24 protein-coding genes are annotated in these 23,179 nt (G+C 67.7%); 11 read left to right on the top strand and 13 right to left on the bottom strand.

What is annotated here, in order from left to right; genetic code table 11:
• Positions 1 to 2: 2 nt before the first annotated feature.
• The 4 genes from ABD255_RS16045 to ABD255_RS16030 are packed head-to-tail and all read right to left on the bottom strand — an operon-like array spanning position 3 to position 4,788.
• The gene (locus ABD255_RS16045; protein ID WP_344214513.1) at positions 3 to 878 is read right to left on the bottom strand and encodes a carbohydrate ABC transporter permease; all 876 of its coding nucleotides are present in this window, start codon (positions 876 to 878) and stop codon (positions 3 to 5) included.
• Positions 875 to 1,813, bottom strand: a complete 939-nt coding sequence (locus ABD255_RS16040; RefSeq protein ID WP_344214511.1) for a carbohydrate ABC transporter permease — start codon at positions 1,811 to 1,813, stop codon at positions 875 to 877. Before ABD255_RS16040 ends, ABD255_RS16045 begins: the two co-directional genes overlap by 4 nt.
• Before the next feature lie 4 nt (positions 1,814 to 1,817).
• Entirely contained in the window at positions 1,818 to 3,179 is a 1,362-nt protein-coding gene (locus ABD255_RS16035) for an ABC transporter substrate-binding protein (protein ID WP_344214509.1), read from the bottom strand.
• A 7-nt stretch (positions 3,180 to 3,186) separates the two neighbouring features.
• Complete coding sequence (locus ABD255_RS16030; protein WP_344214507.1) at positions 3,187 to 4,788, bottom strand: glycoside hydrolase family 13 protein; 1,602 nt, start codon at positions 4,786 to 4,788, stop codon at positions 3,187 to 3,189.
• 111 nt (positions 4,789 to 4,899) lie between these two features.
• Here ABD255_RS16030 and ABD255_RS16025 point away from each other — a divergent pair, with 111 nt between their 5' ends.
• A complete protein-coding gene (locus ABD255_RS16025; protein ID WP_344214505.1) occupies positions 4,900 to 5,916 on the top strand; it encodes a LacI family DNA-binding transcriptional regulator in 1,017 nt (338 codons plus the stop codon).
• 1 nt (position 5,917) lies between these two features.
• Here the strand turns inward: ABD255_RS16025 and ABD255_RS16020 are convergent, their stop codons facing one another.
• Positions 5,918 to 6,565, bottom strand: coding sequence for a phosphoribosyltransferase (locus ABD255_RS16020; RefSeq protein ID WP_344214503.1), 648 nt, complete (start codon positions 6,563 to 6,565; stop codon positions 5,918 to 5,920).
• Entirely contained in the window at positions 6,562 to 7,368 is an 807-nt protein-coding gene (locus tag ABD255_RS16015; protein WP_344214501.1) for a TrmH family RNA methyltransferase, read from the bottom strand. The genes ABD255_RS16020 and ABD255_RS16015 overlap by 4 nt, the downstream gene beginning before the upstream one ends.
• Before the next feature lie 208 nt (positions 7,369 to 7,576).
• Between ABD255_RS16015 and ABD255_RS16010 the strand changes: the two genes are divergently transcribed.
• The 7 genes from ABD255_RS16010 to ABD255_RS15980 all read left to right on the top strand — a co-directional run bounded on the left by ABD255_RS16010 (position 7,577) and on the right by ABD255_RS15980 (position 16,236).
• Positions 7,577 to 8,572: an ATP-binding cassette domain-containing protein gene (locus ABD255_RS16010; protein WP_344214499.1), complete on the top strand. Its 996-nt coding sequence runs from the start codon at positions 7,577 to 7,579 to the stop codon at positions 8,570 to 8,572.
• Positions 8,569 to 9,399 carry an ABC transporter permease gene (locus ABD255_RS16005; RefSeq protein WP_344214497.1) on the top strand — a complete coding sequence of 277 codons (831 nt, stop codon included), beginning with the start codon at positions 8,569 to 8,571 and terminating at the stop codon, positions 9,397 to 9,399. Before ABD255_RS16010 ends, ABD255_RS16005 begins: the two co-directional genes overlap by 4 nt.
• 124 nt (positions 9,400 to 9,523) lie before the next feature.
• A complete protein-coding gene (locus ABD255_RS16000; RefSeq protein ID WP_344214495.1) occupies positions 9,524 to 10,714 on the top strand; it encodes a hypothetical protein in 1,191 nt (396 codons plus the stop codon).
• Positions 10,711 to 11,391, top strand: a complete 681-nt coding sequence (locus tag ABD255_RS15995) for a hypothetical protein (protein ID WP_344214493.1) — start codon at positions 10,711 to 10,713, stop codon at positions 11,389 to 11,391. Before ABD255_RS16000 ends, ABD255_RS15995 begins: the two co-directional genes overlap by 4 nt.
• Entirely contained in the window at positions 11,388 to 12,041 is a 654-nt protein-coding gene (locus ABD255_RS15990; RefSeq protein WP_344214491.1) for a hypothetical protein, read from the top strand. Before ABD255_RS15995 ends, ABD255_RS15990 begins: the two co-directional genes overlap by 4 nt.
• Positions 12,038 to 15,346 (top strand): coiled-coil domain-containing protein, encoded by a 3,309-nt coding sequence (locus ABD255_RS15985; RefSeq protein WP_344214489.1) that lies wholly within the window; start codon positions 12,038 to 12,040, stop codon positions 15,344 to 15,346. The genes ABD255_RS15990 and ABD255_RS15985 overlap by 4 nt, the downstream gene beginning before the upstream one ends.
• A gap of 236 nt (positions 15,347 to 15,582) precedes the next feature.
• Positions 15,583 to 16,236, top strand: coding sequence for a hypothetical protein (locus tag ABD255_RS15980; protein ID WP_344214487.1), 654 nt, complete (start codon positions 15,583 to 15,585; stop codon positions 16,234 to 16,236).
• A gap of 129 nt (positions 16,237 to 16,365) precedes the next feature.
• Here ABD255_RS15980 and ABD255_RS15975 read toward each other — a convergent pair whose 3' ends face one another.
• Positions 16,366 to 16,593, bottom strand: a complete 228-nt coding sequence (locus tag ABD255_RS15975; RefSeq protein ID WP_344214485.1) for a hypothetical protein — start codon at positions 16,591 to 16,593, stop codon at positions 16,366 to 16,368.
• 177 nt (positions 16,594 to 16,770) lie between these two features.
• Between ABD255_RS15975 and ABD255_RS15970 the strand changes: the two genes are divergently transcribed.
• Complete coding sequence (locus tag ABD255_RS15970) at positions 16,771 to 17,094, top strand: YciI family protein (protein WP_344214483.1); 324 nt, start codon at positions 16,771 to 16,773, stop codon at positions 17,092 to 17,094.
• Between the two features lie 9 nt (positions 17,095 to 17,103).
• On the opposite strand, the gene ABD255_RS15965 is transcribed toward ABD255_RS15970, so the two are convergent.
• The gene (locus ABD255_RS15965) at positions 17,104 to 17,313 is read right to left on the bottom strand and encodes a KTSC domain-containing protein (RefSeq protein ID WP_344214481.1); all 210 of its coding nucleotides are present in this window, start codon (positions 17,311 to 17,313) and stop codon (positions 17,104 to 17,106) included.
• Positions 17,314 to 17,364: 51 nt separating this feature from the next.
• Positions 17,365 to 17,724 carry a helix-turn-helix domain-containing protein gene (locus ABD255_RS15960; protein ID WP_344214479.1) on the bottom strand — a complete coding sequence of 120 codons (360 nt, stop codon included), beginning with the start codon at positions 17,722 to 17,724 and terminating at the stop codon, positions 17,365 to 17,367.
• 99 nt (positions 17,725 to 17,823) lie between these two features.
• On the opposite strand from ABD255_RS15960, the gene ABD255_RS15955 reads away from it, so the two are divergent.
• Positions 17,824 to 18,150, top strand: coding sequence for a hypothetical protein (locus tag ABD255_RS15955; protein ID WP_344214477.1), 327 nt, complete (start codon positions 17,824 to 17,826; stop codon positions 18,148 to 18,150).
• A 146-nt stretch (positions 18,151 to 18,296) separates the two neighbouring features.
• Here ABD255_RS15955 and ABD255_RS15950 read toward each other — a convergent pair whose 3' ends face one another.
• Positions 18,297 to 18,926, bottom strand: coding sequence for a hypothetical protein (locus tag ABD255_RS15950; protein WP_344214475.1), 630 nt, complete (start codon positions 18,924 to 18,926; stop codon positions 18,297 to 18,299).
• Positions 18,927 to 19,057: 131 nt separating this feature from the next.
• On the opposite strand from ABD255_RS15950, the gene ABD255_RS15945 reads away from it, so the two are divergent.
• Positions 19,058 to 19,891 (top strand): aldo/keto reductase, encoded by an 834-nt coding sequence (locus tag ABD255_RS15945; protein WP_344214473.1) that lies wholly within the window; start codon positions 19,058 to 19,060, stop codon positions 19,889 to 19,891.
• A 13-nt stretch (positions 19,892 to 19,904) separates the two neighbouring features.
• On the opposite strand, the gene ABD255_RS15940 is transcribed toward ABD255_RS15945, so the two are convergent.
• From ABD255_RS15940 to ABD255_RS15930, 3 genes are all read right to left on the bottom strand, one after another.
• A complete protein-coding gene (locus tag ABD255_RS15940; protein WP_344214471.1) occupies positions 19,905 to 20,987 on the bottom strand; it encodes a methyltransferase domain-containing protein in 1,083 nt (360 codons plus the stop codon).
• A 70-nt stretch (positions 20,988 to 21,057) separates the two neighbouring features.
• The gene (locus ABD255_RS15935; protein ID WP_344214469.1) at positions 21,058 to 22,662 is read right to left on the bottom strand and encodes a helix-turn-helix transcriptional regulator; all 1,605 of its coding nucleotides are present in this window, start codon (positions 22,660 to 22,662) and stop codon (positions 21,058 to 21,060) included.
• Positions 22,663 to 22,681: 19 nt separating this feature from the next.
• Positions 22,682 to 23,107, bottom strand: coding sequence for a hypothetical protein (locus ABD255_RS15930; protein WP_344214467.1), 426 nt, complete (start codon positions 23,105 to 23,107; stop codon positions 22,682 to 22,684).
• Positions 23,108 to 23,179 lie beyond the last annotated feature (72 nt).

The raw sequence follows: 23,179 nt of genomic DNA, 5'->3' as shown, positions 1-23,179 counted from the left end.
AACTAACCTTTGACTGCACCACTGAGGGCGTTGGACTTCAGGAACAGCCGTTGGAACAGCAGGAACAGCGCCACCGGAATCACCGTCGAGATCGCGAGTGCCGCCAGGAACACATCGAGCTCGACGAACTGTTGCAGCGCGGGTAGCCGGACGGACAGCGGCTGGCGATCAGGATCGGGCAGCACCAGCAGCGGCCAGAGGAAGTCCTTCCAGGCCGCGATGATCGCGAACACCGAGACCACTCCGAGGATCGGTTTGGACATCGGCAGCACCACCGACCAGAACATCCGGAACGGCCCGGCGCCGTCGACCCGAGCGGCTTCGAACACCTCCCTGGGCAGATTGTCGAAGAACCGCTGCACCAGCAGGATGTTGAACGCGTTCGCCCCGGCCGGCAGCCAGACCGCCCAGAACGAGTTGATCATCGAGGCCTTGAGCAACGGCGGATCCACGATGGTGAGATACAGCGGGACCAGCAGCACCACCGACGGGACGAACAAGGTCGCCAGGACGACCCCGGTGAGCACCTTGCGGTACCGCGGTCGCAGTACGGACAGGGCGTAGCCGGCAGTGGTCGCCACCAGCAACTGGACGAACCAGGAGCCGGCCGCCAGTACGACGGTGTTGAGGAAGTATTTGTCGATCTCCACTCGCGACCAGGCGGTCGCCAGGTTCGCCCAGTCGATCCCGTTCGGCCACAACGCGAGTGGTGCGCGCAGAGTGTCCTGAGTCGGGGTGATCGCGGCCTTGGCCAACCAGAGCATCGGCCCGAGACCCACCACGAACAGCAGAGCCAGCAGCACGACATGCACGCCCAGCGCCGTACGGCGTACGCGAGGGCGGCGCCAGTCGGACGAGGAGAGGATGCCCCGGGTCATGAGCGGCTCCAGGACCGGGTCAACCGGAAGTACACGGCCGAGAGGATGCCGAGAACGACGGCGAGCATGATGCTCAAGGCGGTCGCGGCGCCGTACTCCCCGCCCAGGCTGTTCGCGAACGCGTAGTCGTAGATGAGCAGCAGGATCGTCATCGTGGAGTTCGCCGGACCGCCGCCGGTGAACAGGAACGGCTCCAGGAACACCTGCGACGTCCCCACGATCTGCAGAATGAACGTGATCAGCAGGACGCCTCGCAGTTGCGGCAGGGTGATGTGCCAGATCTTGCGCCAGATGGAGGCCCGGTCGATCTCAGCCGCCTCGTAGAGGTCAGTGGAGACACCTGTCAGTGCGGCCAGGTAGATGATCACCGTGCCTCCTGCAGCGGCCCACGTTGCCTCGAGAACCAGCGCAGGCATCGCACTGCCCGAGTCCTGCAACCAGGAGACCGGACCGAGCCCTACCGTGCCGAGGATCGTGTTGAACACTCCGTTGGGGCTGGCGTCGTAGAAGAACTTCCAGAGCAGCACGGCCACTACAGGCGGGATCACCACCGGCAGGTAGGCCAGAGCGCTGTAGAGACCCTTGAAGCGACGCACCTCGCTCATCAGGACTGCTGCGACCAGCGGCACGGGGTAGCCGAACAGCAAGGCCAGCAGGGCGAAGTACAGGGTGTTCTTGACGGCGGTCCAGAGGAGGGGGTCCGCCAGGACGTCCTGGAAGTTCTGCAGGCCGACGAACGTCGCCGGGGTGACCAGGTTGGTCTCCTGGAAGCTCATCACCACGGCCCGGCCGATCGGGATCCAGGAGAACACCCCGAACACGATCAGCAGCGGGAGCAGGAAGACCAGGGTGCTCAGGCCGCCGCGACGAACCCAGCTGACTGGGCTCCGAACGGCTGCTGTCTTCCTGAGCAGGGGAATGGTCTCGGTCGCCATCGGGCTACTTCCGGTCGAGGAGGGCCTGGGCCTCCGCGTCGGCCTTCTTGAGCAGGTCGGCGATGTCTGCGTTCTTGTTGGTCAGTACGGACTGCACCACCGGGTCCAGGATCTTGTAGACCTCCTGGGTGGACTTGGTCGGCTCGTTGACCAACTGCTGGTCGAACATCTTGTCGGTGTAGGGCTTCATCTGGGCCAGCGGCACGTTCACGTAGTCGGCCACCCACCCCAGCGACTTGTCGTAGGTCGCCTTGTCGAACACCGGCAGTTCCGGCGCACCGACGGGTTGCTTGGAGGCTGCCTTGGTCTTCGCATCCAGTACTGCGGCGTCCTTGTCAGCCAGCTTCTTCAGGTAGAAGAAGTCGATCCACTTGACCGCCGCTGACTTCACACTGTCGTCGGCCTTGGCACTGACCGTCGCCAGCGTGCCGCCACCCAGTACTCCGGCGTCGGCGTTGTCGGCGAGCGGAATGACCGTCACGCCGTAGTCTGCGGGCTTGAGCGCGTTCTGGGTGAACAGCGAGCCGTAGTTGCCGCCACCGGAGACGTACATGCCGATCTGCCCGGCAGCGAACGCCTGGTTGATCCCGGCCCAGTCATAGAGGAAGTTCGATCCCATGCTGTTGTCGTCCCAGCGCATGGCCTTCAACCGCTGCAGTACTTCGGTCATCTGCGGTGAGTCGATCTCGGCCGTCGCCGTGTCGCCCTCGAGCTTCTCGGTCCGGCCGCCGAAGGCGTAGTCAAGCGTGGTGAGGATCCAGCCGCCGGTGTTGCCGGTGGTCAACTGGGCATAGCCCGCATTCCCGGTCTTCTCGGCGATCTGCTTGGCGGCTGATCGCACCTCGTCCCAGGTGGCCGGCGGCTGATCAGGGTTGAGCCCCGCCTGCGCGAACAAGGTGCGGTTGTAGTGCAGCGCCTGCCCGTACGCGGCGATCGGGACCGCCCACAGCTTGCCGTCGGCCGCTTGGCCCGCCTTCGCGACGGTCTCGCTGAACTGCTTGCCGTAGGGCAGCGCCTCGACCTGACCGCTGATGTCGGCGATCTGTTTGCGCTCGATCAGCCCGCGCCCGTCCGTGAACGGCACGGTGAAGACGTCCGGCAGGGTTCCGCCGGCCAGTTGGGCGGTGAACGTGGTCGCCGTCCAGTTGTACTCCTGCGGCACCACGTCGATCATCGGGTTGTCCTTCTCGAACTGCGCGACCCGGGCGTCGAAGGCGGCGATCGCGTCCTTGTCGAGACCGGGGTCCCGGGCGACCTTCACCGTGACCGGGCCGTCCGGCGCTGCGGCGGTGGGGCTGTCGTCCGAACAAGCTGTCAGACCAGCCGCGAGGGCGACCACGAGGGCGATGGGCGTAATGGACTTCATGGTTCTCCTACGAGTTCGTGGTCAGCCAGACGGCTGTGTCAGTGGGTAGACGGTCACCAGCAAGGGCGGAGCTGGCGAGAAGAACAGAGGCGTACCGCGGTAACGCGACCGGCTCGTCGCCCAGGTTCACCAGGCAGAGCACCTCGCCCCGCTGGAAGGCGATCACGTCGTCGGTGTTCAGCTGGTGCCAGGACAGCTCACCGGCCAGTCGTCCGCGCAGGGTGAGCGCGGACCGGTAGAGCGCGAGCATCGAGTCCGGGTCGCGCTCCTGCGCCTCGACCGAGTGCCTGCCCCAGCCGGCGGGCTGCGGCAGCCACGGCGTGAAACCCTGCGAGTTGAACCCGAAGCTCGGACCGGTCGTTGTCCAGGGCAACGGTACTCGGCAGCCGTCCCGGCCGGGATCGGCGCCTTCGGAGCGGTGGAAGATCGGGTCCTGCAGCGCGGCGAGCGGTAGATCCTCGACCTCGGGCAGGCCGAGCTCGTCGCCTTGGTAGATGTAGAGCGAGCCGGGCAGCGCCGCGGTCAGCAGTGCTGCCGCGCGCGACCTGCGCTGCGCCTTGTCCAGGTCGGTGGGGACGCCGAACCGCTTGCTGTCGAAGGCGAACGAGCTGTCCTCCCGCCCGTACCGAGTAGCCGGCCTGGTCACGTCGTGGTTGGACAGCACCCAGGTCGGCGGTGCGTTGACCGGCTCGTGCGCGGCCAGCGTCGCCTGGATCGACGCACGCAACTCGGCCGCGTCCCAGGGCCGGGACATCAGGTCGAAGTTGAACGCGGTGTGCATCTCGTCGGGCCTGAGATAGCGGGCGAACCGGACCGGATCGGCGAGCCAGATCTCCCCGACGAGCACCCGCGGCTCCTCGTACGAGTCCGCCACCGCTCGCCACGCGCGGTAGATGTCGTGCAACTCGTCCCGGTCGACGTACGGGTGGTCGGCGCTCTCCTCGTACGACGGGAACGCCGGGTCCTTGACGGGCATGGTCGCCGAGTCGATCCGGATCCCGGCCACTCCACGGTCGAACCAGAACCGCAGGATCTCCTCGTGCTCCCGCCGTACGTCGGGGTGGTTCCAGTTGAGGTCGGGTTGTTCGGGGGTGAACAGGTGCAGGTACCACTCGCCCGGCGTACCGTCCGGGTTCTTCGTCCTGGTCCAGGTCTGGCCGGAGAAGCTGGAGACCCAGTTCGTCGGCGGCTCCTCGCCACCGCGGAACCAGAACCGCTCCCGCTCGGGTGATCCCGGACCGGCTGTCAGCGCGGCCTGGAACCACTCGTGCTCGCTGGACACGTGGTTCGGGACGACGTCGATGATCGTGCGAATCCCGAGTGCGGCCGCGTCGGCGATCAACTGTTCGGCCTCCTCCACGGTGCCGAAGACCGGGTCGATCACCCGGTAGTCGGCCACGTCGTACCCGCCGTCGGCCAGCGGCGACAGGTACCACGGGGTGAACCAGATGGCGTCGATGCCGAGGCTGCTGAGGTAGGGCAGTCTCGACCGCACGCCGGCCAGGTCGCCGGTGCCGTCGCCGTTCCCGTCGGCGAAGCTGCGCGGGTAGATCTGGTAGATCACCGCGTCCCGCCACCACTGCTCTGTGCTCACCCGGACTCCGTTCATTCATGGTAGGTTTAGCGCTCCACCTTGGAGGGACCGTAGAGGTCCCCGAAAGGTGCTGTCAATGGATCAGCGGGCTCGTATCCTGGCCGCGGACGATCGAGAGGAGCTCCTGTGCGGGTCACGCTGAAGGACATCGCCGACGAGGCCGGGGTCAGCATGATGACGGTCTCGAACGTGGTGAACGGCAAGCGCGCCCGGGTCTCGCCGGAGACGATCGAGCGGATCCAGCGGATCGTCGCCGAGCGCGGCTACGTGCCCAGCGCGTCCGCCCGCAGCCTGGCCGCCAAGTCGTCCCGGCTGATCGGGCTGCTGGTGCCGGCCGCCGACGAGGACAGCCTGATGATCAGCCCGCACAACGTGGCGATCGTCGGCCAGATCGAGCGCGAGCTGCGCAAGGGCGGCTATCACCTGCTGCTGCGCGGGATCGCCGAGCCGGCCGAGGTCGCCGAGGCGCTGCAGTCGTGGAGCCTGGACGGCGCCGTCCTGCTGGGATTCCTGGACGAGGAGATCGATCGGCTCACGCCGCGCACGGTCGGCAAGGTGTCGCTGCTCGCGATCGACAGCTACTCGGCGAACCCACTGACCACCGGCGTACGGTCCGACGACTACACGGGTGCGCTGCTGGCCGCTCGGCATCTGCTCGAGCTCGGCCATCGTGAGATCGTCTTCGCCGGACCGTCCTTCTCCGAGGTCGGTGTGGTGCACCAGCGGTTCGAGGGGTTCCAGGCCGCCTTCGCCGAAGCGGGTCTGCGGTGGCGCGAGCGGCTGGTCACCGCGACCACGACACATGCCAGCGGGCGCGAGCTCGGCGGCCGGCTGATGACCGAGCACCCGGACGCGACGGCGGTGTTCGCGACCGCCGACATCCTGGCGATCGGGATCATGGAAGGTCTGGCCGATAGCGGGTACTCCGTGCCCGGCGACGTTTCCGTGCTCGGGTTCGACGATCTCGACCTCAGCGCTTACGTGACGCCGAAGCTGACGACGATCGCGCAGGACATCCCGCAGAAGGCGGCGATCGCGGTCCGGCTATTGCTCGGCACGGTCGAGGGGAAGGAACATCCGGCGGATCCGATCACGCTGGATGTCCGGCTGATCGAACGCGGTTCGACCGCCGCCCCGCGCTGAGTCACTGGGCCAGAACAGCGATCACTTCCTGATCGGTGGTCTGCCGGAAGTCGTGGTACCACTGCCCGACGCCGACGAAGAGCCTCGGTGTGTGCGGGCAGACGACCTCGTCCGCCACGGCCCGGACCCGCGACAACCCGGCCCGCGCCGCGACCGGTACGGCGACGACCACGCGCTCGGCCTCCCGGGCACGCGCGACCAGGCACGCCGCCAGCATCGTCGAACCGGTCGCGATCCCGTCGTCGACCAGAACGACCGGATGGCCGGCGAGCGCGACGGCCGGGCGGTCCACCCGGAACCGCCGGGCCCGCAGCGTGACCTCGGCCCGCTCTCGTTGTTCGATCGCGGCCAACTCGTCCGCACTGATACCGGTCGAGTCGACGAGCGACTGGTTGATCACCCGGACGCCGTTCTCCCCCACGGCGCCGAGGCCCAGTTCCGGCTGGCTCGGCAGGCCGAGCTTGCGCACGATGATCACGTCGAGCCGCGCACCGAGCTGAGCGGCCACCTCCGCCGCGACCGGTACTCCGCCGCGCGGCAGCCCGAGGATCACGGCGTCCGACGTCACCCGGCCTCGCAACTCCTCGGCGAGCCGGCGTCCCGCGTCCTCACGATCGGCGTACAGCATCAACTTCCTTTGTACTCTCACCACCCGTCCTTGCGGGCCCGGGCCTCGAAGAGCAGGATCCCGGCGGACAACGCGACATTGAGCGAGTCCGCCTGCCCGAGCATCGGAATCGAGACAGCCCCGAACCCCTGCTCGAACCACCGGCAGTCGAGCCCACGCCCCTCCGAGCCGACCACGAACGCCGTCGGCCCACCCCTGTACTTCGGTACGCGGTAGCTCCCGGTGGCGTCGGGATCAGCGAGGTGTACTTCAAAGTTGTGCCGGCGCAACCACGCGGCAGCTCCGGCGATGTCGTCGAACTCGAGAACCGGGGTGGTGAGGACCATGCCACGGCTGGCGGCGTACACGGTCGGGTGGTTGAGCCGGGCCCGTCGACTGGTCAGCACGAGGCAGTCCGCGCGAGCCGCGTCGACCGTACGAATCAGCGTGCCGAGGTTGCCGGCGTACTCGACTCCGTCGGCGACCAGGACCAGCGACGAGTCGTCGAACCGGAATCGGTCCGGCTTCCAGACGGGAAGTCGCGCGATGGAGAGGAGTCCGTCCGACCTGCTTTTGCGGGCAACCCGGGCGAACAGCTTCGGTGAGATCCGGTAGACCTCATGAGCGCGCGCGGCGGCGCGTTCCGCAGTACTGGGGTCGGGTGCTGCTTCAGGGCAGTAGTACAGAGTGTCGATGGTCGTCGGGGTGGTGAGGAGCTGGCTGTGCTCCCAGTTGCCCTCGACCAGGATCCGACTGGGAACGGAATCCTTGCGAACGGCGAGCAGCGCGCGGGCTCGCGGGTGCTGCGTGCCGATCGGCAAGGCATCGAGATAGGACGGTGCCATGGGTGACTCCGGTGAATGAGAACAGCAAGCTGTCCGGGGACGACCGCCTGGGTCGCCCGCACCGGTACAGCTGCTGGGGTCGGCTAGAGCGTTCGAGGACGCACTAGCCGAGCAGTCTCATCATGGTTCGGATGGTAGACAGCGCCCACCCGGCCGTCATCCGCTTTTTTTCGCTGGACTTGTCGGTGGCGCGTTCTACTGTGGGCGGATGGCTACTGGTCCTGCGGTGGAAGCGGTTGATCTCGTCAAGCAATTCGGCACGAATCGAGCGGTCGACGGCGTCAGTTTCGTCGTCCCGGAAGGGACGGTGCTGGGCCTGCTCGGTCCGAACGGGGCCGGCAAGACGACCACCGTGCGGATGCTGACCACGCTCAGCGTGCCGACCAGCGGGACCGGCCGGGTTGCCGGCTACGACGTCCTCAAAGAGCCTGCGGCCGTGCGCCGCAGCATGGGACTGACCGGCCAGTCCGCCACCATCGACGAACTGCTGACCGGCCGGGAGAACATCCGGCTGATCGGCAGGCTCTACGGGTTGCCGACCAAGTACCTGCGCAAACTGGCCGACGAACTGCTCGAGCGGTTCCTGCTGACCGACGCGGCCGACCGGGTGGCGAAGACCTACTCGGGCGGGATGAGGCGACGACTGGACCTGGCGGTCAGCCTGGTCGCCTCGCCACCGGTGTTGTTCCTCGACGAGCCGACCACCGGACTCGATCCCCGGAGCCGGGCGGACCTGTGGGAGGTGTTGCGCGGACTGGTCAAGGACGGGACCACCCTGCTGCTGACGACGCAGTACCTGGAAGAAGCCGACCACCTGGCCGACGAGATCGTGGTGATCGACAAGGGCAAGGTGATCGCGGCCGGAACGCCGACGCAGCTCAAGGATGAGGCGGGCCGGGCGAGCGTGGTCGTCACGGTCTCGTCTCCGGCCGACCTCCAGCGCGCCGCGGAACTGCTGCGCGGGCACGCGAGCGAAGTCCACGTCGAGGAGGTGAGCCGGCGCCTCACCGCACCCGCGACCGGTCTCGCCGACATGACCCGGATCGCCGGGGTCTTCACCGACAGCGGTATCGACATCGACGACCTGGGCCTGAAGAGACCGAGTCTCGACGACGTCTTCCTGCATCTGACCGGTCACCGCGCCGAGGAGACCGACGAACTGGACGAGGCGCTGACCAGCACCGAGAAGGAGGCCCTCCGATGACCGCCACGGCCGTCGCCGCCCGTCCGCCGATCCACCAGCGCACCTTGCTGCAACAGTCCCTGACGGTCGTGTGGCGCAACCTCCTGCACATCCGGCGGATGCCGGAGATGCTGCTGGACGTGACGATCCAGCCGGTGATGTTCGTGCTGCTGTTCGCCTACGTCTTCGGCGGTTCGATCAACGTGCCCGGCACGTCGTACCGCGAGTTCCTGCTGCCCGGCATCATGGCGCAGACGATGGTCTTCTCCTCCGCGGTGGTGGCGCTCGGGCTCACCAGCGACCTGGAGAAGGGCATCGTCGACCGGTTCAAGTCATTGCCGATCTCGCGGGCCTCGGTGCTGGTCGGGCGCAGCATCTCCAGCCTGATCCACTCCAGCATCGGCATCGTGGTGATGGGACTGACCGGCCTCCTGGTCGGCTGGCGGATCCGCGAGGGCGTCGCGAACGCGGCGCTGGCCTATCTGGTGCTGCTGCTCTTCGGCTTCTCGATGATCTGGCTGGGCATCTGGGTCGGCTCGCTGATGCGCTCGGTGGAGGCGGTCAACGGCTTCATGTTCACCGTGATGTTCCCGCTCACCTTCGTCGCCAACACGTTCGCGCCGCCGGAGAACATGCCCACCTGGCTGCGGGTGATCGCCGAGTGGAACCCGGTCTCCGCACTGACGGCGGCGTGCCGTGACCTGTGGGGCAACGGCCCGGCCGCGCCTGCCGACGCTCAATGGCCGCTGCAGCACCCGGTCGCCGCCTCCATCGGGTGGTCGATCATCTTCACCGTGATCTTCGCTCCGCTGGCACTGGCCGCCTTCCGGCGCCGCTCCCAGGACTGAGCCGCCGCTCCCGCGAGTTGTCCACAGGTTGGTGACGGCCCGATTTCGATCCGCCGGTGGCGGTCGATAAAGTCCGGTCTCTGGCCGTCTCCCGGGGCGGCCGGACCACGGGAGGAGATGCGCGATGGATGCGACGTTGCTGGACGCGGAGGCCGAAGCGGCCGTACTGCGCGTCTACCGTCAGGTCTTCGCCGTGCTCGCCCGCGAGGCCGGCGCGATGATCGTCGACCCCGAACTGCTCGACGCCGACCAGGCGATCCTCGACGCGTTCGCCGAGGCGGGCAGCGACGGGCTGACCGTCGAGCAGGCCACCCTCGCCTGCCGTGGCTACCCGCACGACGTGATCGTCCGCCGGTTCGAGGTGCTGCGGCAGTACGGCGCGATCACGAAACTGGTGGACCGGCCGAACGAGTTGCGCCACCGAGCCGCCTTCGCGCCGTACGTGATGCTGATGTTCCTCAAGCGGATGTCGGTGCAGGGCGGTCAGGCCGAGCTGCACCAACTGCTCACCCTCGAAGCACACAGCGTGAGCGACCCGCGGGCCGTCGCCGAGCAGGGGCAGGCGTCGGTCGAGCGGCTGACGAAGGTGTTCCGGCTGCTCGGGAACGAACTTTCCATCCTGGTTTCCACCAGCACCACCACGCAACTGCGGGAGAACGCGCAGCTCGCCTGGGGCAACGAGCGGCTGATCGAGCAGGCCGAGAAGGTGCACCGCATCGTGCTCGACCGCTGGCCGACGCTGCACCAGGCGTGCACGCAGCTGCGGATGTCTTTGGCCGCGTATGCCGATGCTGTCCAGCTCGCCGCCGGGCGACTGGTGGAAAGAGCCGGTACTACGCGGGCGCTGGGGTTGCTGCCGATCGAGACGTGGCTGACGTTCACCCGCGGCAGCGATACCGAAGTACTGGCTGGTGTGCTTGACGGTCTGCTCTTCGACGCGGCCGCGCCGGAGTTCACTCCCGAGGGGATGCTGGAGGCGGTCGAGTCGGGCCGCCGAACCGGTACTGCGCGAATGGCGCCGCCTCGGCCTTCCTCCGAGACGGACGCGCCTGAGTCCGCTGCTGCGACGGATCGGGAGGATCTGCGCGCGCAGGCGGAGCGGATTCTGGCCGGGCGGGACAGCGTGAGCATCGTCGACGTGGTGGACGACGCGGGCGACTGGATCACCGCGCGCCGGGTGCTCGCTGAGCTGACCGCCGCCCATCTGCACGACGAGCTCGACTATGAGCTGATCTGGGAGGACGGGATGCGGATCGATCCGTCGGCCGGGACTCCGTGGGCGACGCATGGTTCGTTCCGGCGGGTGACGCGATGACGTCCCCGGAGGTCGCGGACAGCGGACGCGGTAACAACGGCGCCGTGGACAGCGGGCGAAGCTATAACGCGTTGTGGTGGGCGAAGGTGCAGTCCGCCGGGCCGTTGCAGGTGTCGCCTGACACCCCTGCCGTCGCCGGCCTGACCCGCGCGGCGGAGCCCGACGGCCAGACCATCTGGATGCTCCCGACCCTCCCGGACGGCGCCGGACACGCAGTACTGGAAGAGCTGGGTACTCCCCCGGTCGCCGTCGAGCAGCCGAACGAGACCGCCCGAGTCCTCGCAATCTGCGTAACCTGCTGCTGGCCCGACCGAAGCGGCCCCACTTGGCCCGGCGTCGTCGGCACCCTGGCACAAATCAAGGCTGTCTACGCCGGCCTCCGAGGTCGCCCCGAGCAGTCCAGCGACCTAACCCTCATCATCGGCAGTCTCCGCCGCCTCCACGCCACCGGCTGGCTCCTCTGGAACGAAAAGGCAGGCGAGGTCCGCCTAGGCCCCCGCACCATCACCTGGGGCCCTACCCAACTAACAGGCCTGAGAGAACTCTGCAGAATCCTCCCGGACCCACCACCCGCAGTACTAGCTGCACCTCCCGCCCCTGAGCCCACCCCCGACCCCCTCCCCTCCGCAGACAGCTCTCATTCAGGCACTTCGTCTGCGGCGGAGGAGGGCGCATGACCGAGCAGCACGCCTTGTTCGATGCTCTGTTGCAGGACCTCAGCGACCGCAGCCGGGACGAAGTACTGGCTGCCTTCAGCGCCGTGCAGTACGCAGCGCATCCAGTTGCCGAAGTCCAACTAGCCGGACTCCGTGACGTCACCCTCCGCCGCCAGGTCGGCAAAATGCTGAAGCTGATCGGCCGCACCCTCGTGCACGTCGACGGCACCCACTGGACAGCCGGTTACGCCGACGACATCGCCGAAACCCTCACCGCGCAAGGCTGGCAACCACTCTCGGTCGTCGACCGCGCAGTACTCGTCCTCGTCCTCGTGCACTCGGTCGCAATCCCCCGCAGTGAAGGGATTCTGACCGGCGACAGCTGGAAGTCCGCCCGCCCGACCACGGTCGACGAGCTCCGGACCACCAGGATCAGCAGCGAGGAGCGGCGACTCGCGCTGCAGCGACTCCGCGCCGCCGGCCTGATCCAGCTGTCCGGCGACCACTCCGGCGGACCGAGCTACATCCCCGGCCCACAACTCCAACGCCTCACCCCGGCCGCACGACGAAGGCTGCAGGACCAACTGATCCTCGCAGCCGCCCCATCCAGTCCCATCGCGGAAGCCATCCGCGCCCGCAAAGGCATCACCACTGAAGAAGGAGCGGCATGAGCAGTCCCGTTGAGGACGGACCGTTCGACATCCTCGGCTCGAAGGTGCTGCTCGGCGTTCAGGTCGTCGACCTGTCCCGGCTGTCGACCCACCCGATCCCGATGGTCGGCCAGGGTCTCGTCACGGTCGCGGGCCAGGGCCCGGTCGACTCGAACGGCGCCGGCAAGTCCTCCTGGATCGCCGCGCTCTCCCTCCTGCACGCCGACGACCAGTGGCGCCTGACGAGCGGTGCGCCCGGCGCGGCCGAGCTCCTGTTCACCGCGGAAGCCGCCGGCCAGGAAGGCAGCTGGTCCAACGTCGACCGCGGCTACATCGTCGGCGTCTTCTCCGATCCCGACCTGACGGAGCTGGCCGAGATCGAGGCCGCCGCGATCACCGTCTGGTTCCGGATCAACCGCAAAGCGTCGTACCTGGATCTGCGCTGGAAGAACGGCCTGCACGTCCCGTACGGGTCGACCGAGGCCGAGCGGGCCGCCGGCGCCGACGCACTCTGGGCGGCGCTGCCGCACTCCAACGGCCGCACCGACTTCCACGCCAACAAACTCTCCACAGTCCTGTACGGCGGCCAGGTTCGCTGCGTGTCCTTCCTCTCAACGTCGGTCAGGTCATCGCCAACGGCCAACCTGCTCGCCGAGCCGTTGAACGAGCTGGGCCCGGCCCGCATCTTCAACGCGATCGCCACCCTGACCGGGCTCGATCACGAGCTCGAGCAGGAGCAGGCCCATCGCTCCGCCGAGCACACCCAGCGTGAGGCGACCAAGCAGGCGTCGGCTGACCTGCTGCGCTGGGAGCAGGAGATGGCCACCGTCGAGGCGGGCATCCTCCAGCGAGGTGCGGCCCGGGAGGCGCTGGCCGCGGCCCGCGAGTCCTGGCAGGCGCGCAACGCCCGGCACCTGGTCGACGGCGACGCGCGGAACACCGAGATCGTCCACGAACTGGCCGAGCTCGACCTGCGCATCGCCGAGCAGGAAGCCAAACGCGAGTCCGTCGACAGCGAGATCGAAGCGTTCGGCAGCGAGGAGAACCTGCTGCGCGACGTCCAGCTGACCCGCCAGGAGCGCGACAAGCTCGACGCCCGCGACCGCGAGCTCGATCTGGCTCAGCGTTCGGTTCGGGAGCAGTTGGAGCGGCTCGGGCAGGAGCACCGGCGACTGCTGGAGGTCGGGCGTTCCGCCGACGGTCGGGACCTGGCTGCGGCGGCCGACGAGCAGGAAGAAGCTCGGGCGGTGCTCGAGGAGCACATCGGGCGGGACCACGCGGCGCGGTCGTTCGTGGACCAGGCGACGGCTGAGCTGCGTGAGGCGGAGAGCGGTCAGACGGTCTCGGCTCCGCAGCAGCAGGTGCTGGAGAACGCCGGGATCGAGTGCGGCGCGCTCACCGATATCACCGAGCTTTCTACGGCCGATCGTGTCGAGTGGGAGCCACGGCTGGCTCCGTATCGCGAGGCTGTCGTCGTCGATGTCGACGACGCCACTCTCGCCGCGTCGGCCTTGGCTGACGCCGGTTATGCCGGCTTCCTGCTGGTCATGGCGAATCGGCCCGGATCTGTTCGCCTGAAGGGCGGCCCGGCCTCTGCCGACAAGCGATTCAAGCTGGACGCGTTCTTCGCGGCTCTCGCCGAGCGGTCAGCGAAGGAGATCATCGACGACGCCGCTGGTGTCGTCGCCGTCGGGCAGTTCGAGGAGGCGATCACCGGGCGCACTGCTCGGATCGAGGCCGCCCGCCGTCGACTCGAGGCTGCCGTCGAAGCTCGCTCGGCCGCTTCCGCCGCTCTGGAGCAGGCCCGCGCCCGAGTAGAGCAAGCCGAGCGCCGTACTGCGGCCGCCCGCGCGCTGGGGGCCGCCGCCGACATCCAGGAGCAGATCCTGGCGCTCCGCGAGGCAAACGACCGCCACGAGGACGACCGCGACACCCTGGCGCCCGCACTCCAAGCCGCGAAGGAATCAGCCGAGGCCGCGGCCGGGCAGCAACTCGTCCGGGACGAGCGCCTGAAGAACCTCGAGGCGACCCGGCGTGACCACGGCCGCATCCTCGACGACCTGGCCGGCCGACGGCTCGTGCTGCTGGAGGAGCAGGTCGGGCTCGACCTCGTCACCCGCACGACGGCCTGGGGAACCACTCCGGACGAGGCGTCGGAGTTCCTGCTCGGCTTGCCGGACGACGCCCAGCGCCGTACGACAGCAGACTGGAATCACCTGGCCTGCACGCAACTGGACGACGTAGTACGGCGTTGCTTCCCGAACGCACGGTCGCGTGAGGAGATCCCGTCGGAGTTGTGGGAGATCCTCAACGGTCCTGACGGCTGGTCGAACGGGACGCTGGGCGCGCGCGTCAGCCTCGTACCGGCCTTGCAGCGAACGTTGGCGAGCCACCTGGCGCAGCACGAGACGTTCGACAGCCTGCAGCAACAGCAGATCGCGAACCAGCGCGTTGAGCGGAACGCAGCGTTGGAGCGAGCCCGCGAGGGACTCGGCGAGGCGGAGAGCACGGCCCGGGCGCACCGCGCATCGCTTGCCGACGGCATCAAAGCGCGGCTCCGGCTGGTATCGGCCGAGTTCGACCGACTCGACCAGCAGTACGGCGGGTATGGTGCGAAGCTCGAGTACCCTGAGCCCGACCCGCCGGCCGAGCCCGACAAGCCGTGGCGGTGGACCGTCACGCCGAAGTGGCGCCGGTCCGAGGGCGGCCCGTTCTCGGCGTTCAACGTCAAGGGCAACACCGCGCAGATGGACGAGAAGGCCGTCAAGCTGGTGTGCGCTGCCGCCCTGGCCGGGGGAAGCGACCGGCCGCTGCTGCTGATCCTCGACGAGCTCGGCCGGAACCTGGGTTCTCAGCACCGTCGCGAGGCGGTCGCCCTGTTCGAGCAGATCGGCCGCGACCGGAACATCACCGTCATCGGCGCCTTGCAGGACGACATGGAGCGGTATGCCCTGTCGTCGTCCCGGCTGTACGTCAAGCTGCGGCGAAGCTCCGACACGATGGCCTACAACCAGGCACCCGTCGTCAAGGGCAACGAAGACTATGCAGATCGAGTAGAGCTTCTTCGCACCTGGCTCGACTCCTACCGAGGTCCCACGCCGACCCTCGAGCTGGCACCAACCCTCGACGCCCCGCCAGACCCGGAGCCGAGCGCCCCGGCGACGGACTCATCCACAGAGGCGAGTTCTGCCAAGCCCATCAAGAAGGCAGCTCGCCGGAAGCCATCAAGCAGCCTCAGCAGTGACGATGCGTCGCCTGCTTCACGAGTCGCGGCCGGCTCGGCATCCTCCGAGGACCCCCAAGATGCCCGCGGTGAGGCCGGCTGAGGAGGGCGGGGTGCGCGTGGCGGGTGGATTTCCGGCGGAATCTTGCGGAAAACCGACCCCAGTGGTCAGGCATGACCTACTGCTCCTTCACACTGGAGCGGTGAGGTGTCAGCAGCGGGGCGTTCAAGATCGCTTCAGCTGTTCACACGGAGTAGGCGGAGCTCTGGCCAACCTCTCATCGAGCGGCGTACCGTCCGTGGGACAGGTCCAGCCGGCAGTCGATCGGAGGGCGTGAGATGTCATCTTGGCTACTACGCGCCCAGTGGTCTCACCGCGACGAATCAGTCGAACACCGCGCGCTCCGCGTCGGTCGTACGCTGACCGCGGTCGCCGTGGCCTTCCCGGACGTCCACCTGTGGACGCAGGACGAGCGCTGGGGATACCACGTGCTCGAGGCCGACGCCTCGACGCCGCTGGAAGAGATGGTCGAAGCGACCACCAAGGTCTTGTCGAACGGTTCGAGCACCACGCGCCTGCACCTGCAGAGCACCGGCGAGCTTCCCTGGCTGTTCGACCTGTCCATGGGCGGCACACTCACGACCGTCGCCGATCAGCTCACTCTGCACTGGAGTGACGAAGACGCCCTGAACCAGTCAGAGCGCTTCGCCCAGGTACTACGCGCCGTCGTCACGATCTGGGAACCCGAATGGGCCAGCATCGCCGACACCGAACTGGCGGCAGCCGCCGGCGTCTTCCGCCGAGGTATCCCGATGATGGGTTGGCTCACGTACGTCCGCGGCCTGGTCGCCGGCGCCCACGGGATCGACATCAACCTGACCCCGTTCGAACGCGGCACCCTCCTCCAGGCCCCGGTATCGCCCGCAGACCTGACCCCCATCCACATCTGCGCAGCCGCTGCCCTCGTCGGCATCTCCCCCGACGACCTGTAGATCCAACCGGCAACTCCGCGCACCGAAGCGCTGCGGCACCGAAGCTCTGCGGCGCCGAAGCTCTGCGGCGCCGCGAACAGACAAAAGCACGGCTGCGGATGCCGTGGCATCCGCAGCCGTGTTGGTCGATCACCGCGACGGTTGTGGCGCTTCGCAGTCGATCTTCGGATTCGCTCCGACGTAGTTCAGCGGACCGGCGACGATCGTGACGAGGATGGTGCCCACCTTGGCACACGAGGCGTCCGAACCGGCGAAGTAGTTCCGCTGCGCTGCCGCGGCGAGACCGATCAACAACCAAACAACCACGATGACTGTGACGACGCGAGAACCGGTCGTTGAGGCTCTACGAGTGCGCATGTGCACCTCCTGGCAGTGGTCCACCCCCGTGGATCCACAAACTGGTGCCCCCAGGTGACGCAGCGAAAACCCCCGCCTCGCTTGTCGATCCCAGCGACGGCTGTTCGTCATCCAAGAGACCGCCCATCCCGGACGGCCCGGCCGGTGCTTGGCATCGGCGGAAAGAAGGGATCGACCATGAGCAAGTTCCTGTACCTGTACCGCGGGCCGGCCACTCCGATGGAGGACTTCACCCCGGAGCAGGGCGAGGCGCAGATGAAGGCGTGGACCGACTGGATGGGCAAGGCGGCATCGGCGGTCGTCGACCAGGGCAACCCGCTGGCGCCGCGAGTGTCCGTGCGCGACGACGGCTCGACCGGCGAACCGAGCGACCAGAACGGCTACACGATCGTCGAGGCCGACGACCTCGAGGCTGCTCGCGCGCTGCTGACCGGACATCCCTTCCTGACCGAGGGAAAGGGCCGCTTCGCCGTGGAGATCTTCGAGATCCAGCCGATGTAGCAGCCGGGTTCAGACCTCGGCGAAATCGAAGTACGGCTTGATGTTGGTGTTGACGTAGTTCCCGATACTCGAGGCAGCCATCAGCCCGGCGAAGGTCGGCTGCGGCACCTCGTAGTACTGGTAGACGCTGCCGCTGACGTACTCCACCTCCAGCGTCCCGCTCGCCACGTCATACCCCACCGACCGCACACTCGCCGAGGTCACCACCCGCCGCAGCATCCGCCGTCTCCCTTCCAGAATCCGAGCAGCCGACGGTACGCCGTACTGGGGTTAAGGCGGGCCTTTCGGGCCGGCGGGTTGGAGTGTCGCGAGGATGCGGGAGAGCTCACCCAGCGCGGCATGCAACTGGTCGACGGTCGGGCTGTCCAAGGCACCCGGCCCACCGGGTTCCTCTTGCGATGCTCCCAGGCCGGCCGCGAATCTGGTCCGGACGTCAGCAGCCGCAAGGTTGAGCGAGGTGTCCAGCGCCTCCTGCAGTTGAGGGCTGGGCACCATCTCCGGACGCTTGCGCCACTTGGCCACAGTGCGTGGCGAGATCCCGAGATGCTCGGCGAACGCCTCGCTCGTCAGGCGCATCGCCAACTGCAGGGCCCGCGCGTGGTGGCCCGTCCACTGATCGATGACTGTCATCGGCTCGCTCCCAGCTTGATCACTCTGTGCAATCAGATTACGTCGATCAGGTGACGCCGTGGGTGCATCATCGGTGACCTGTGGATACAGCTCCAGTTCATGGTCGAGCGCTCCGGCCAGGCGTTGACTGTCGGCATGGACGAGATCAGCGGCAGACCCGCGACGATGCTCCGGCCGAGAAGACGCCACCTGAAAGTCGCGTCCCCACCCGGCCCCCGGCGGTTCCACCTCATCCGCCACGTCGACGTCTCCGGCGTGAGCGGCACCGGCGTAGTAGCCGAAGGCGTCGAATGGTCCGACGGCACCGTCACCCTCCACTGGTCCGGCCGCTACCCCACCACCACAGTCTGGCAAGACGGCATAGACGCCCTCCTCACCATCCACGGCCACAACGGCGCCACCACCCTCCGATGGCTGGACAACTAATCCCGGTAGGGCCGGCCCGTCCCCAGCGCCGGCTCTACCGACCCATCACCTCAGCGTTCGCCGGAAGGCCAGCCCTCGCCGGACGGCTTGTCCTTCTGCGCTGCTGCTTGCTCCTGGCTCTCCGCCGACTCCGGTACCAGGGGTGGTCAGCCGGCTAGGGAGCGGAGGGCTCGGCGGGAGGGGGTGAGGAGGACGGGCTTATAGGGGCAGCGGGCGTCGGTGAGGGTTTCGTAGGCGCGGATGGCTCGGTCGGCGGCGTCCCAGCCTTGCTCGGCGGGGCTTTTGCCGAGGCCTCGGTTGCGGACCAGGGCGCCGTAGAAGGCGGAGCAGAAGACGGTCGCCTCGTACCAGCCGATCACTGTGCTGGTGCCGATGTAGGTGATGTCGTCCTGGAGGCAGTCGCGGATCGCTCGTTGCCACTTGCCGATGCCGGTCTTGCAGCCGTCGGCGATGACCACGCCGCTGGCGATGCCCCAGGAGCGGTCGAGGAACCAGTCCGCCAGCGCGGTCAGCGAGACCTGGGTCTGGCCGTCCGTCGACAGAAAGGAGGGCTCCTCGCTGTGGTCACCGTGCGCCATCACGTGCAGCACCGTCGAGGGGGTGGTGAGCGCGGAGAACGCGGTCTCGTGGTCGCGGGTGCGGACGAAGTTCACGTCGATCACAGGGCTGTTCCAGCCGGCGTTGATGTTGCTCGTGATGCCCTGGACGAACGTCATCGACGCGTCGAAGGAACTGTCCAGGCCGAGGTCCACCAGCGTGATCAGACGGTTCTTCATCGCCCACCCCTCGACCGAGTCCCGGTCCCCGCCTCCGAGGCCCCGACCCATCATGACCCAGGCCTCGGACAGTTTCGCCCCGCCGTCCACGGATACGGTGGCGGCAGCGGCCCCGACCCGAAGGATGTCCGATGAGCGAACTGGCACCGACCGTCACGCTGAGCAACGGAACCGCCCTGCCCCGGCTCGGGCTGGGTACGTCGCCGATGAAAGACCAGGAGGTCGAGCAAGCCGTAGTACAGGCTCTGGAGGTGGGCTACCGGCTCATCGACACTGCCGAGGCCTACCGCAACGAGGTCGGGGTCGGCCGCGGGCTGAAGGCTGCCGGAGTACCGCGCGAGGACGTGTTCGTCACCTCCAAGTTCAACAAGGAGTTCCACAGCATCGAGGGCGCGCGGAGGGCATTCGAGGCGAGCGCGGAAAGGCTCGGCCTCGACTACCTCGACCTGCTGCTCATCCACTGGCCGAACCCGGACCACGACCGGTACGTCGACGCCTGGCGCGGCCTGATCGAACTCCGCGAGGCCGGCCTGGTCCGCGCGATCGGCACCTCCAACTTCAAGCCGTCCCACCTGCAGCGGCTGATCGACGAGACCGGCGTCGCCCCCGAGGTGAACCAGGTCCAACTGAGCCCGGTCTGGACCAAGCAGACCGAGCGCGAGTTCCACGCCACCCACGGCATCGTCACGGAAGCCTGGAGCCCACTCGGCAAGGGCACGGACCTCCTGGACCACCCGACCGTCACCGCAGCGGCCAAGGCTCACGACAAGACGCCGGGCCAGGTAGTACTCCGCTGGGAGGTCCAGCAGGACGTAGTACCGATCCCCAAGTCCTCCAACCGCCAGCGGCTCGAGCAGAACCTCGCAGTGTTCGATTTCGAACTCACCCCTGAGGAGATGACCGCTCTGTCAGCACTGGACGGCACCGGCAAGGCACCAGCCGACTCGGACCAGTTCGGCCACTGACCTTCCTCCTGAGCTAGGCCTTGGTAGCGATGTAGTACGCGTTGAACACATCCTCGTCGACGTGGGTGACCTCGACCGAGGTGAAGCCCGCGTCGGCGAGCATCTGCTCCGCCTTCTGCTGTCCCCAGACCGTGCCGAGTCCGTCGCCGTCCAGGGACAGGGAGACGGTCAGGCAGTGCATGGTGGAGATGCCGTAGAGGAACGTGGCGAACGGGTTGTCGAGGTTGTCCTCGAGGTTGCTCGACGCCTGGATGTCGACCATCAGGAACACCCCGCCCGGCCGTAGCGCTGCGGAGACGCCGGCGAGCACCTGTGCCGGGTGTGCCTGGTCGTGGATGCTGTCGAACGCCGTGATCAGGTCGAACCGTTCCTGCTCCCCCAACTCACTGACATCCCGTACTGCGAACTCCGCGTTCCGCAGGCCGAGCCTGCTCGCCTCCTCGCGAGCCGCGGCGATGCCCTCGTCCGAGAAGTCGTAACCGACGCAGTGGCTCTGCGGATACGCCTGGGCGATCAGGTTAACGGCGTGCCCGCTCCCGCAGCCGACATCGGCGACCTCGATCCCACTCCGGAGGCGCTCCGGCAGCCCGGGTACGAGCGGGAGGATGCCGTCGATCAGCGCGGCATCGAACACAGCGCCACTGTCCTCGGCCATCAGCCGGTGGAACTCGGTGTACTCCGAGTAGGGCACTCCCCCGCCGTTGCGGAAGCACTCGACCAGGTGGGACTCGACTCCTGCGAGTAGAGCGATGAACTGCATGGCTCCGGCGAGGTTGCCGGGTCCGGCGGCGCGAGTGAGCGACGCTGCGTGCTCCGCTGGTAGCCGGTAGGTGCGGTCGGCGGCGTTGTACTCGACTACTCGCGCCGTGGTCATCGCGCCGAGCCACTCGCGAACGTAACGCTCCTGAAGGTTCGCTGCGCCGGCAATCTCGTGACTGGTTGCGGCTGGCAACTTGGCCAGGGTCTCGTAAAGCTCTACCTGGTGGCCGATGCTGACCAGGAGCGCCAGCGTGGCGTTGTTGAGTACTCCGCTCATTTGCTCGCCGAACGCATCGGCACGAGCCTGGTCGAAGGCGGGGGTGACTGTGTCGGTCATGGTGAGCTCCTCGGGTCGGTCATCTCCCAGCATCGACCGGCCACCGGGCGCCGGGCATCGGTGAACTCGCCTACTTCTGGTCGTGCAGAGCGAAGGCTGCAGCCTCCGTGCGATTCCGCAGGCCGAGCTTGGCCAGAAGGCTGGCGACGTGGTGCTCTACTGTCCGGCGGCTGATGTAGAGGCGCTCAGCGATCTCCGGGTTCGGCAGGCCTTGCGCTAGGAGGCGGAGCACGTCCTGCTCGCGCTTGGTCAGTGCGCCGAGGCTCCTGGCGCCGACTCGTGCAGCTGCGGCTCCTGCAGAGCGCAGCCAGGCTGCGGCCGCATTGGCATCTGTGGATGCGCCTAGATCCTCGAAGACCGCCAGGGCGATCCGTGCTTCGGCGGCAGCCGGCTCGGGGTCCTCTCGAGTCATGACGAGTGCTAGGGCCATCCTGGTTCGCGCTGCCTCTAGCGGCATGGCCAACTGGCTGAACCTCGCCTGCGCGGAGGTCAGCAGTGCCGTAGCGCCAGTAGCCCGTCCTAGGAGGCGTTCGGCGCGCGCTGTGATGAGCAGGCTGTCGGTGCGATTACCTAGCTCTGCAAGGCGTTTCGCCTCGCTCCTTGCTGCGTCTACCTGACCTGTTGCCAGGTACGCGTCACCTAGAACTTCACGAAGGCGCGCCTCTTCCGGGTAACGACCCGCGGTGGAATCCAGCTGACGCAGTACGAAGGAGATTGCGGTAGGAGCCTCCCCCGCGGCTAGGTAGGCGGCAGCCAGTACAGGCCGTACTACCAGGTGATCCTCAAAGCCTTCCAATAGGTGCCGGGCCTCAGTCGCTCGCCCCTGGGCGAGGCGGAGATCCGCAAGATAGGCAACAGCCTCCGCCCGTACTGCGGGTAACGAGTCCCGCGCCAGGTTCGCTGCAGCAGCCAGCTCATTCTCGGCCCTCGCCCAATCACCAGTGGACACCAGTACTGCGCCGTACGACGCCCGGCAGGCCGCGTGGAGATACGGGCATCCGTAGCGCGCGATGAAGTCGTCCAGCGAGTGGCTCCACTGCACGACGCGGCTGAAGTCGGCGCCACGGACACAGCACTGCATCAGCTGGCAACTGGTGAACACCACCGTGTCCAGGCTCGATCCCTCACCACCCAACGCACCTGCCATCGCCTCGTCCAGTAACGCGGTACCAGCCTCGACCTGCCCGAGGCCGATCAGCACCGAGCCGCGCATGCTGAGTGCGCAGAGCTCCAAGTCGTGGTCGCCGACCTCCAGGGCGATCCGGTGGGCCTCGTCAGCACAGACCGCAGCCTGCGCGGGATCGTCCTCCGTGTCTGCCTTGGCCAGCAGCGCCCAGGCCCTGAGCACCGGAAGGTCCAACGGCTCGGCGAGCCGAACCGCCCGCGCTGCCCAACCTCTCGCCACGGCACGGTTCCCCGCGTTCGCCACGTAGAGCAGGCTGAGCCCCACGGCGACCTGGACCGCCTGGGCAGGGTCGGTGCGGCTGAAGTCCGCATAGGCCCGCTCCCAGCAGGAGAAGGCCGCCCGGACATCGCCCAACCACCAGTACGCAGTACCCAGGCCGGAGAGGCCTTCGGCGCTCTCATCCGCGCCGAACGCGTCCCGTGCCACCAACCAGTCCCCCGCGGCCAACGCCCTCTCGCCGGCCTCCAGGGGACCACCACTCCCCGTCACCCTTCGACGGTACTCCCGCTCAGGTGGTGAAGGAGCCGGTCACGACCGAGTAGGACTCGACACCGTTCTTCTGGGACCAGAGGCGGATGCGGACCAGGGTGCCGTCGGTGACGGAGAAGTTGCAGAACGACCAACCCTGGTAGTCGGCGGTGGTGGTGTCGTCGAAGCACTCGTGGGCGTCGTACCAGAAGCCGACCGGGCTCTGGTAGAGCTGGATGGCGGCCCGAGCGCTGTGCCCGTCAGCCTGGTCATCGTGCACCCCGAGCCACTCCCCGTCGGTGCAGTAGACCGCCGCACTGAGCCGCGAGTTCAGCAACTCCTTGGACGGATTGGCGTAGCAGTTGGCGGGCGTATTGGCGGACGCAGGCGTGCTGGTCAACAGCGTCGCAGTCAACACACCGACAGCGGCCAGCGCGGCCGAAGTACGTCGAAGAGAAACGGGCATGAGGCGGCTCCCGGAAGAATCGGTCTGGGTCAGACGCGATCCTAGGCACCCGATCGCCGCCGCAGACCAGGT

The organism is Kribbella sancticallisti (assembly GCF_039530625.1).
Classification (GTDB): domain Bacteria; phylum Actinomycetota; class Actinomycetes; order Propionibacteriales; family Kribbellaceae; genus Kribbella; species Kribbella sancticallisti.
Note: the sequence above shows the minus strand (reverse complement) of the source record. Positions and strands in the feature narration are given on the sequence as shown.

Bases quoted from the DNA above. Each gene is read 5' to 3' on its own strand.
- ABD255_RS15965 (WP_344214481.1), bottom strand. From the start codon at position 17,313: ATGCTGCGGCGGGTGGTGACCTCGGCGAGTGTGCGGTCGGTGGGGTAT.
- ABD255_RS15980 (WP_344214487.1), top strand. From the start codon at position 15,583: ATGTCATCTTGGCTACTACGCGCCCAGTGGTCTCACCGCGACGAATCA.
- ABD255_RS15955 (WP_344214477.1), top strand. From the start codon at position 17,824: ATGGTCGAGCGCTCCGGCCAGGCGTTGACTGTCGGCATGGACGAGATC.
- ABD255_RS16030 (WP_344214507.1), bottom strand. From the start codon at position 4,788: ATGAACGGAGTCCGGGTGAGCACAGAGCAGTGGTGGCGGGACGCGGTG.
- ABD255_RS16035 (WP_344214509.1), bottom strand. From the start codon at position 3,179: ATGAAGTCCATTACGCCCATCGCCCTCGTGGTCGCCCTCGCGGCTGGT.
- ABD255_RS16015 (WP_344214501.1), bottom strand. From the start codon at position 7,368: ATGGCACCGTCCTATCTCGATGCCTTGCCGATCGGCACGCAGCACCCG.
- ABD255_RS15930 (WP_344214467.1), bottom strand. From the start codon at position 23,107: ATGCCCGTTTCTCTTCGACGTACTTCGGCCGCGCTGGCCGCTGTCGGT.
- ABD255_RS16045 (WP_344214513.1), bottom strand. From the start codon at position 878: ATGACCCGGGGCATCCTCTCCTCGTCCGACTGGCGCCGCCCTCGCGTA.
- ABD255_RS16040 (WP_344214511.1), bottom strand. From the start codon at position 1,813: ATGGCGACCGAGACCATTCCCCTGCTCAGGAAGACAGCAGCCGTTCGG.
- ABD255_RS15950 (WP_344214475.1), bottom strand. From the start codon at position 18,926: ATGAAGAACCGTCTGATCACGCTGGTGGACCTCGGCCTGGACAGTTCC.
- ABD255_RS15985 (WP_344214489.1), top strand. From the start codon at position 12,038: ATGAGCAGTCCCGTTGAGGACGGACCGTTCGACATCCTCGGCTCGAAG.
- ABD255_RS16010 (WP_344214499.1), top strand. From the start codon at position 7,577: ATGGCTACTGGTCCTGCGGTGGAAGCGGTTGATCTCGTCAAGCAATTC.
- ABD255_RS15945 (WP_344214473.1), top strand. From the start codon at position 19,058: ATGAGCGAACTGGCACCGACCGTCACGCTGAGCAACGGAACCGCCCTG.
- ABD255_RS16005 (WP_344214497.1), top strand. From the start codon at position 8,569: ATGACCGCCACGGCCGTCGCCGCCCGTCCGCCGATCCACCAGCGCACC.
- ABD255_RS16000 (WP_344214495.1), top strand. From the start codon at position 9,524: ATGGATGCGACGTTGCTGGACGCGGAGGCCGAAGCGGCCGTACTGCGC.
- ABD255_RS15975 (WP_344214485.1), bottom strand. From the start codon at position 16,593: ATGCGCACTCGTAGAGCCTCAACGACCGGTTCTCGCGTCGTCACAGTC.
- ABD255_RS15970 (WP_344214483.1), top strand. From the start codon at position 16,771: ATGAGCAAGTTCCTGTACCTGTACCGCGGGCCGGCCACTCCGATGGAG.
- ABD255_RS15990 (WP_344214491.1), top strand. From the start codon at position 11,388: ATGACCGAGCAGCACGCCTTGTTCGATGCTCTGTTGCAGGACCTCAGC.
- ABD255_RS15940 (WP_344214471.1), bottom strand. From the start codon at position 20,987: ATGACCGACACAGTCACCCCCGCCTTCGACCAGGCTCGTGCCGATGCG.
- ABD255_RS15960 (WP_344214479.1), bottom strand. From the start codon at position 17,724: ATGACAGTCATCGATCAGTGGACGGGCCACCACGCGCGGGCCCTGCAG.
- ABD255_RS15995 (WP_344214493.1), top strand. From the start codon at position 10,711: ATGACGTCCCCGGAGGTCGCGGACAGCGGACGCGGTAACAACGGCGCC.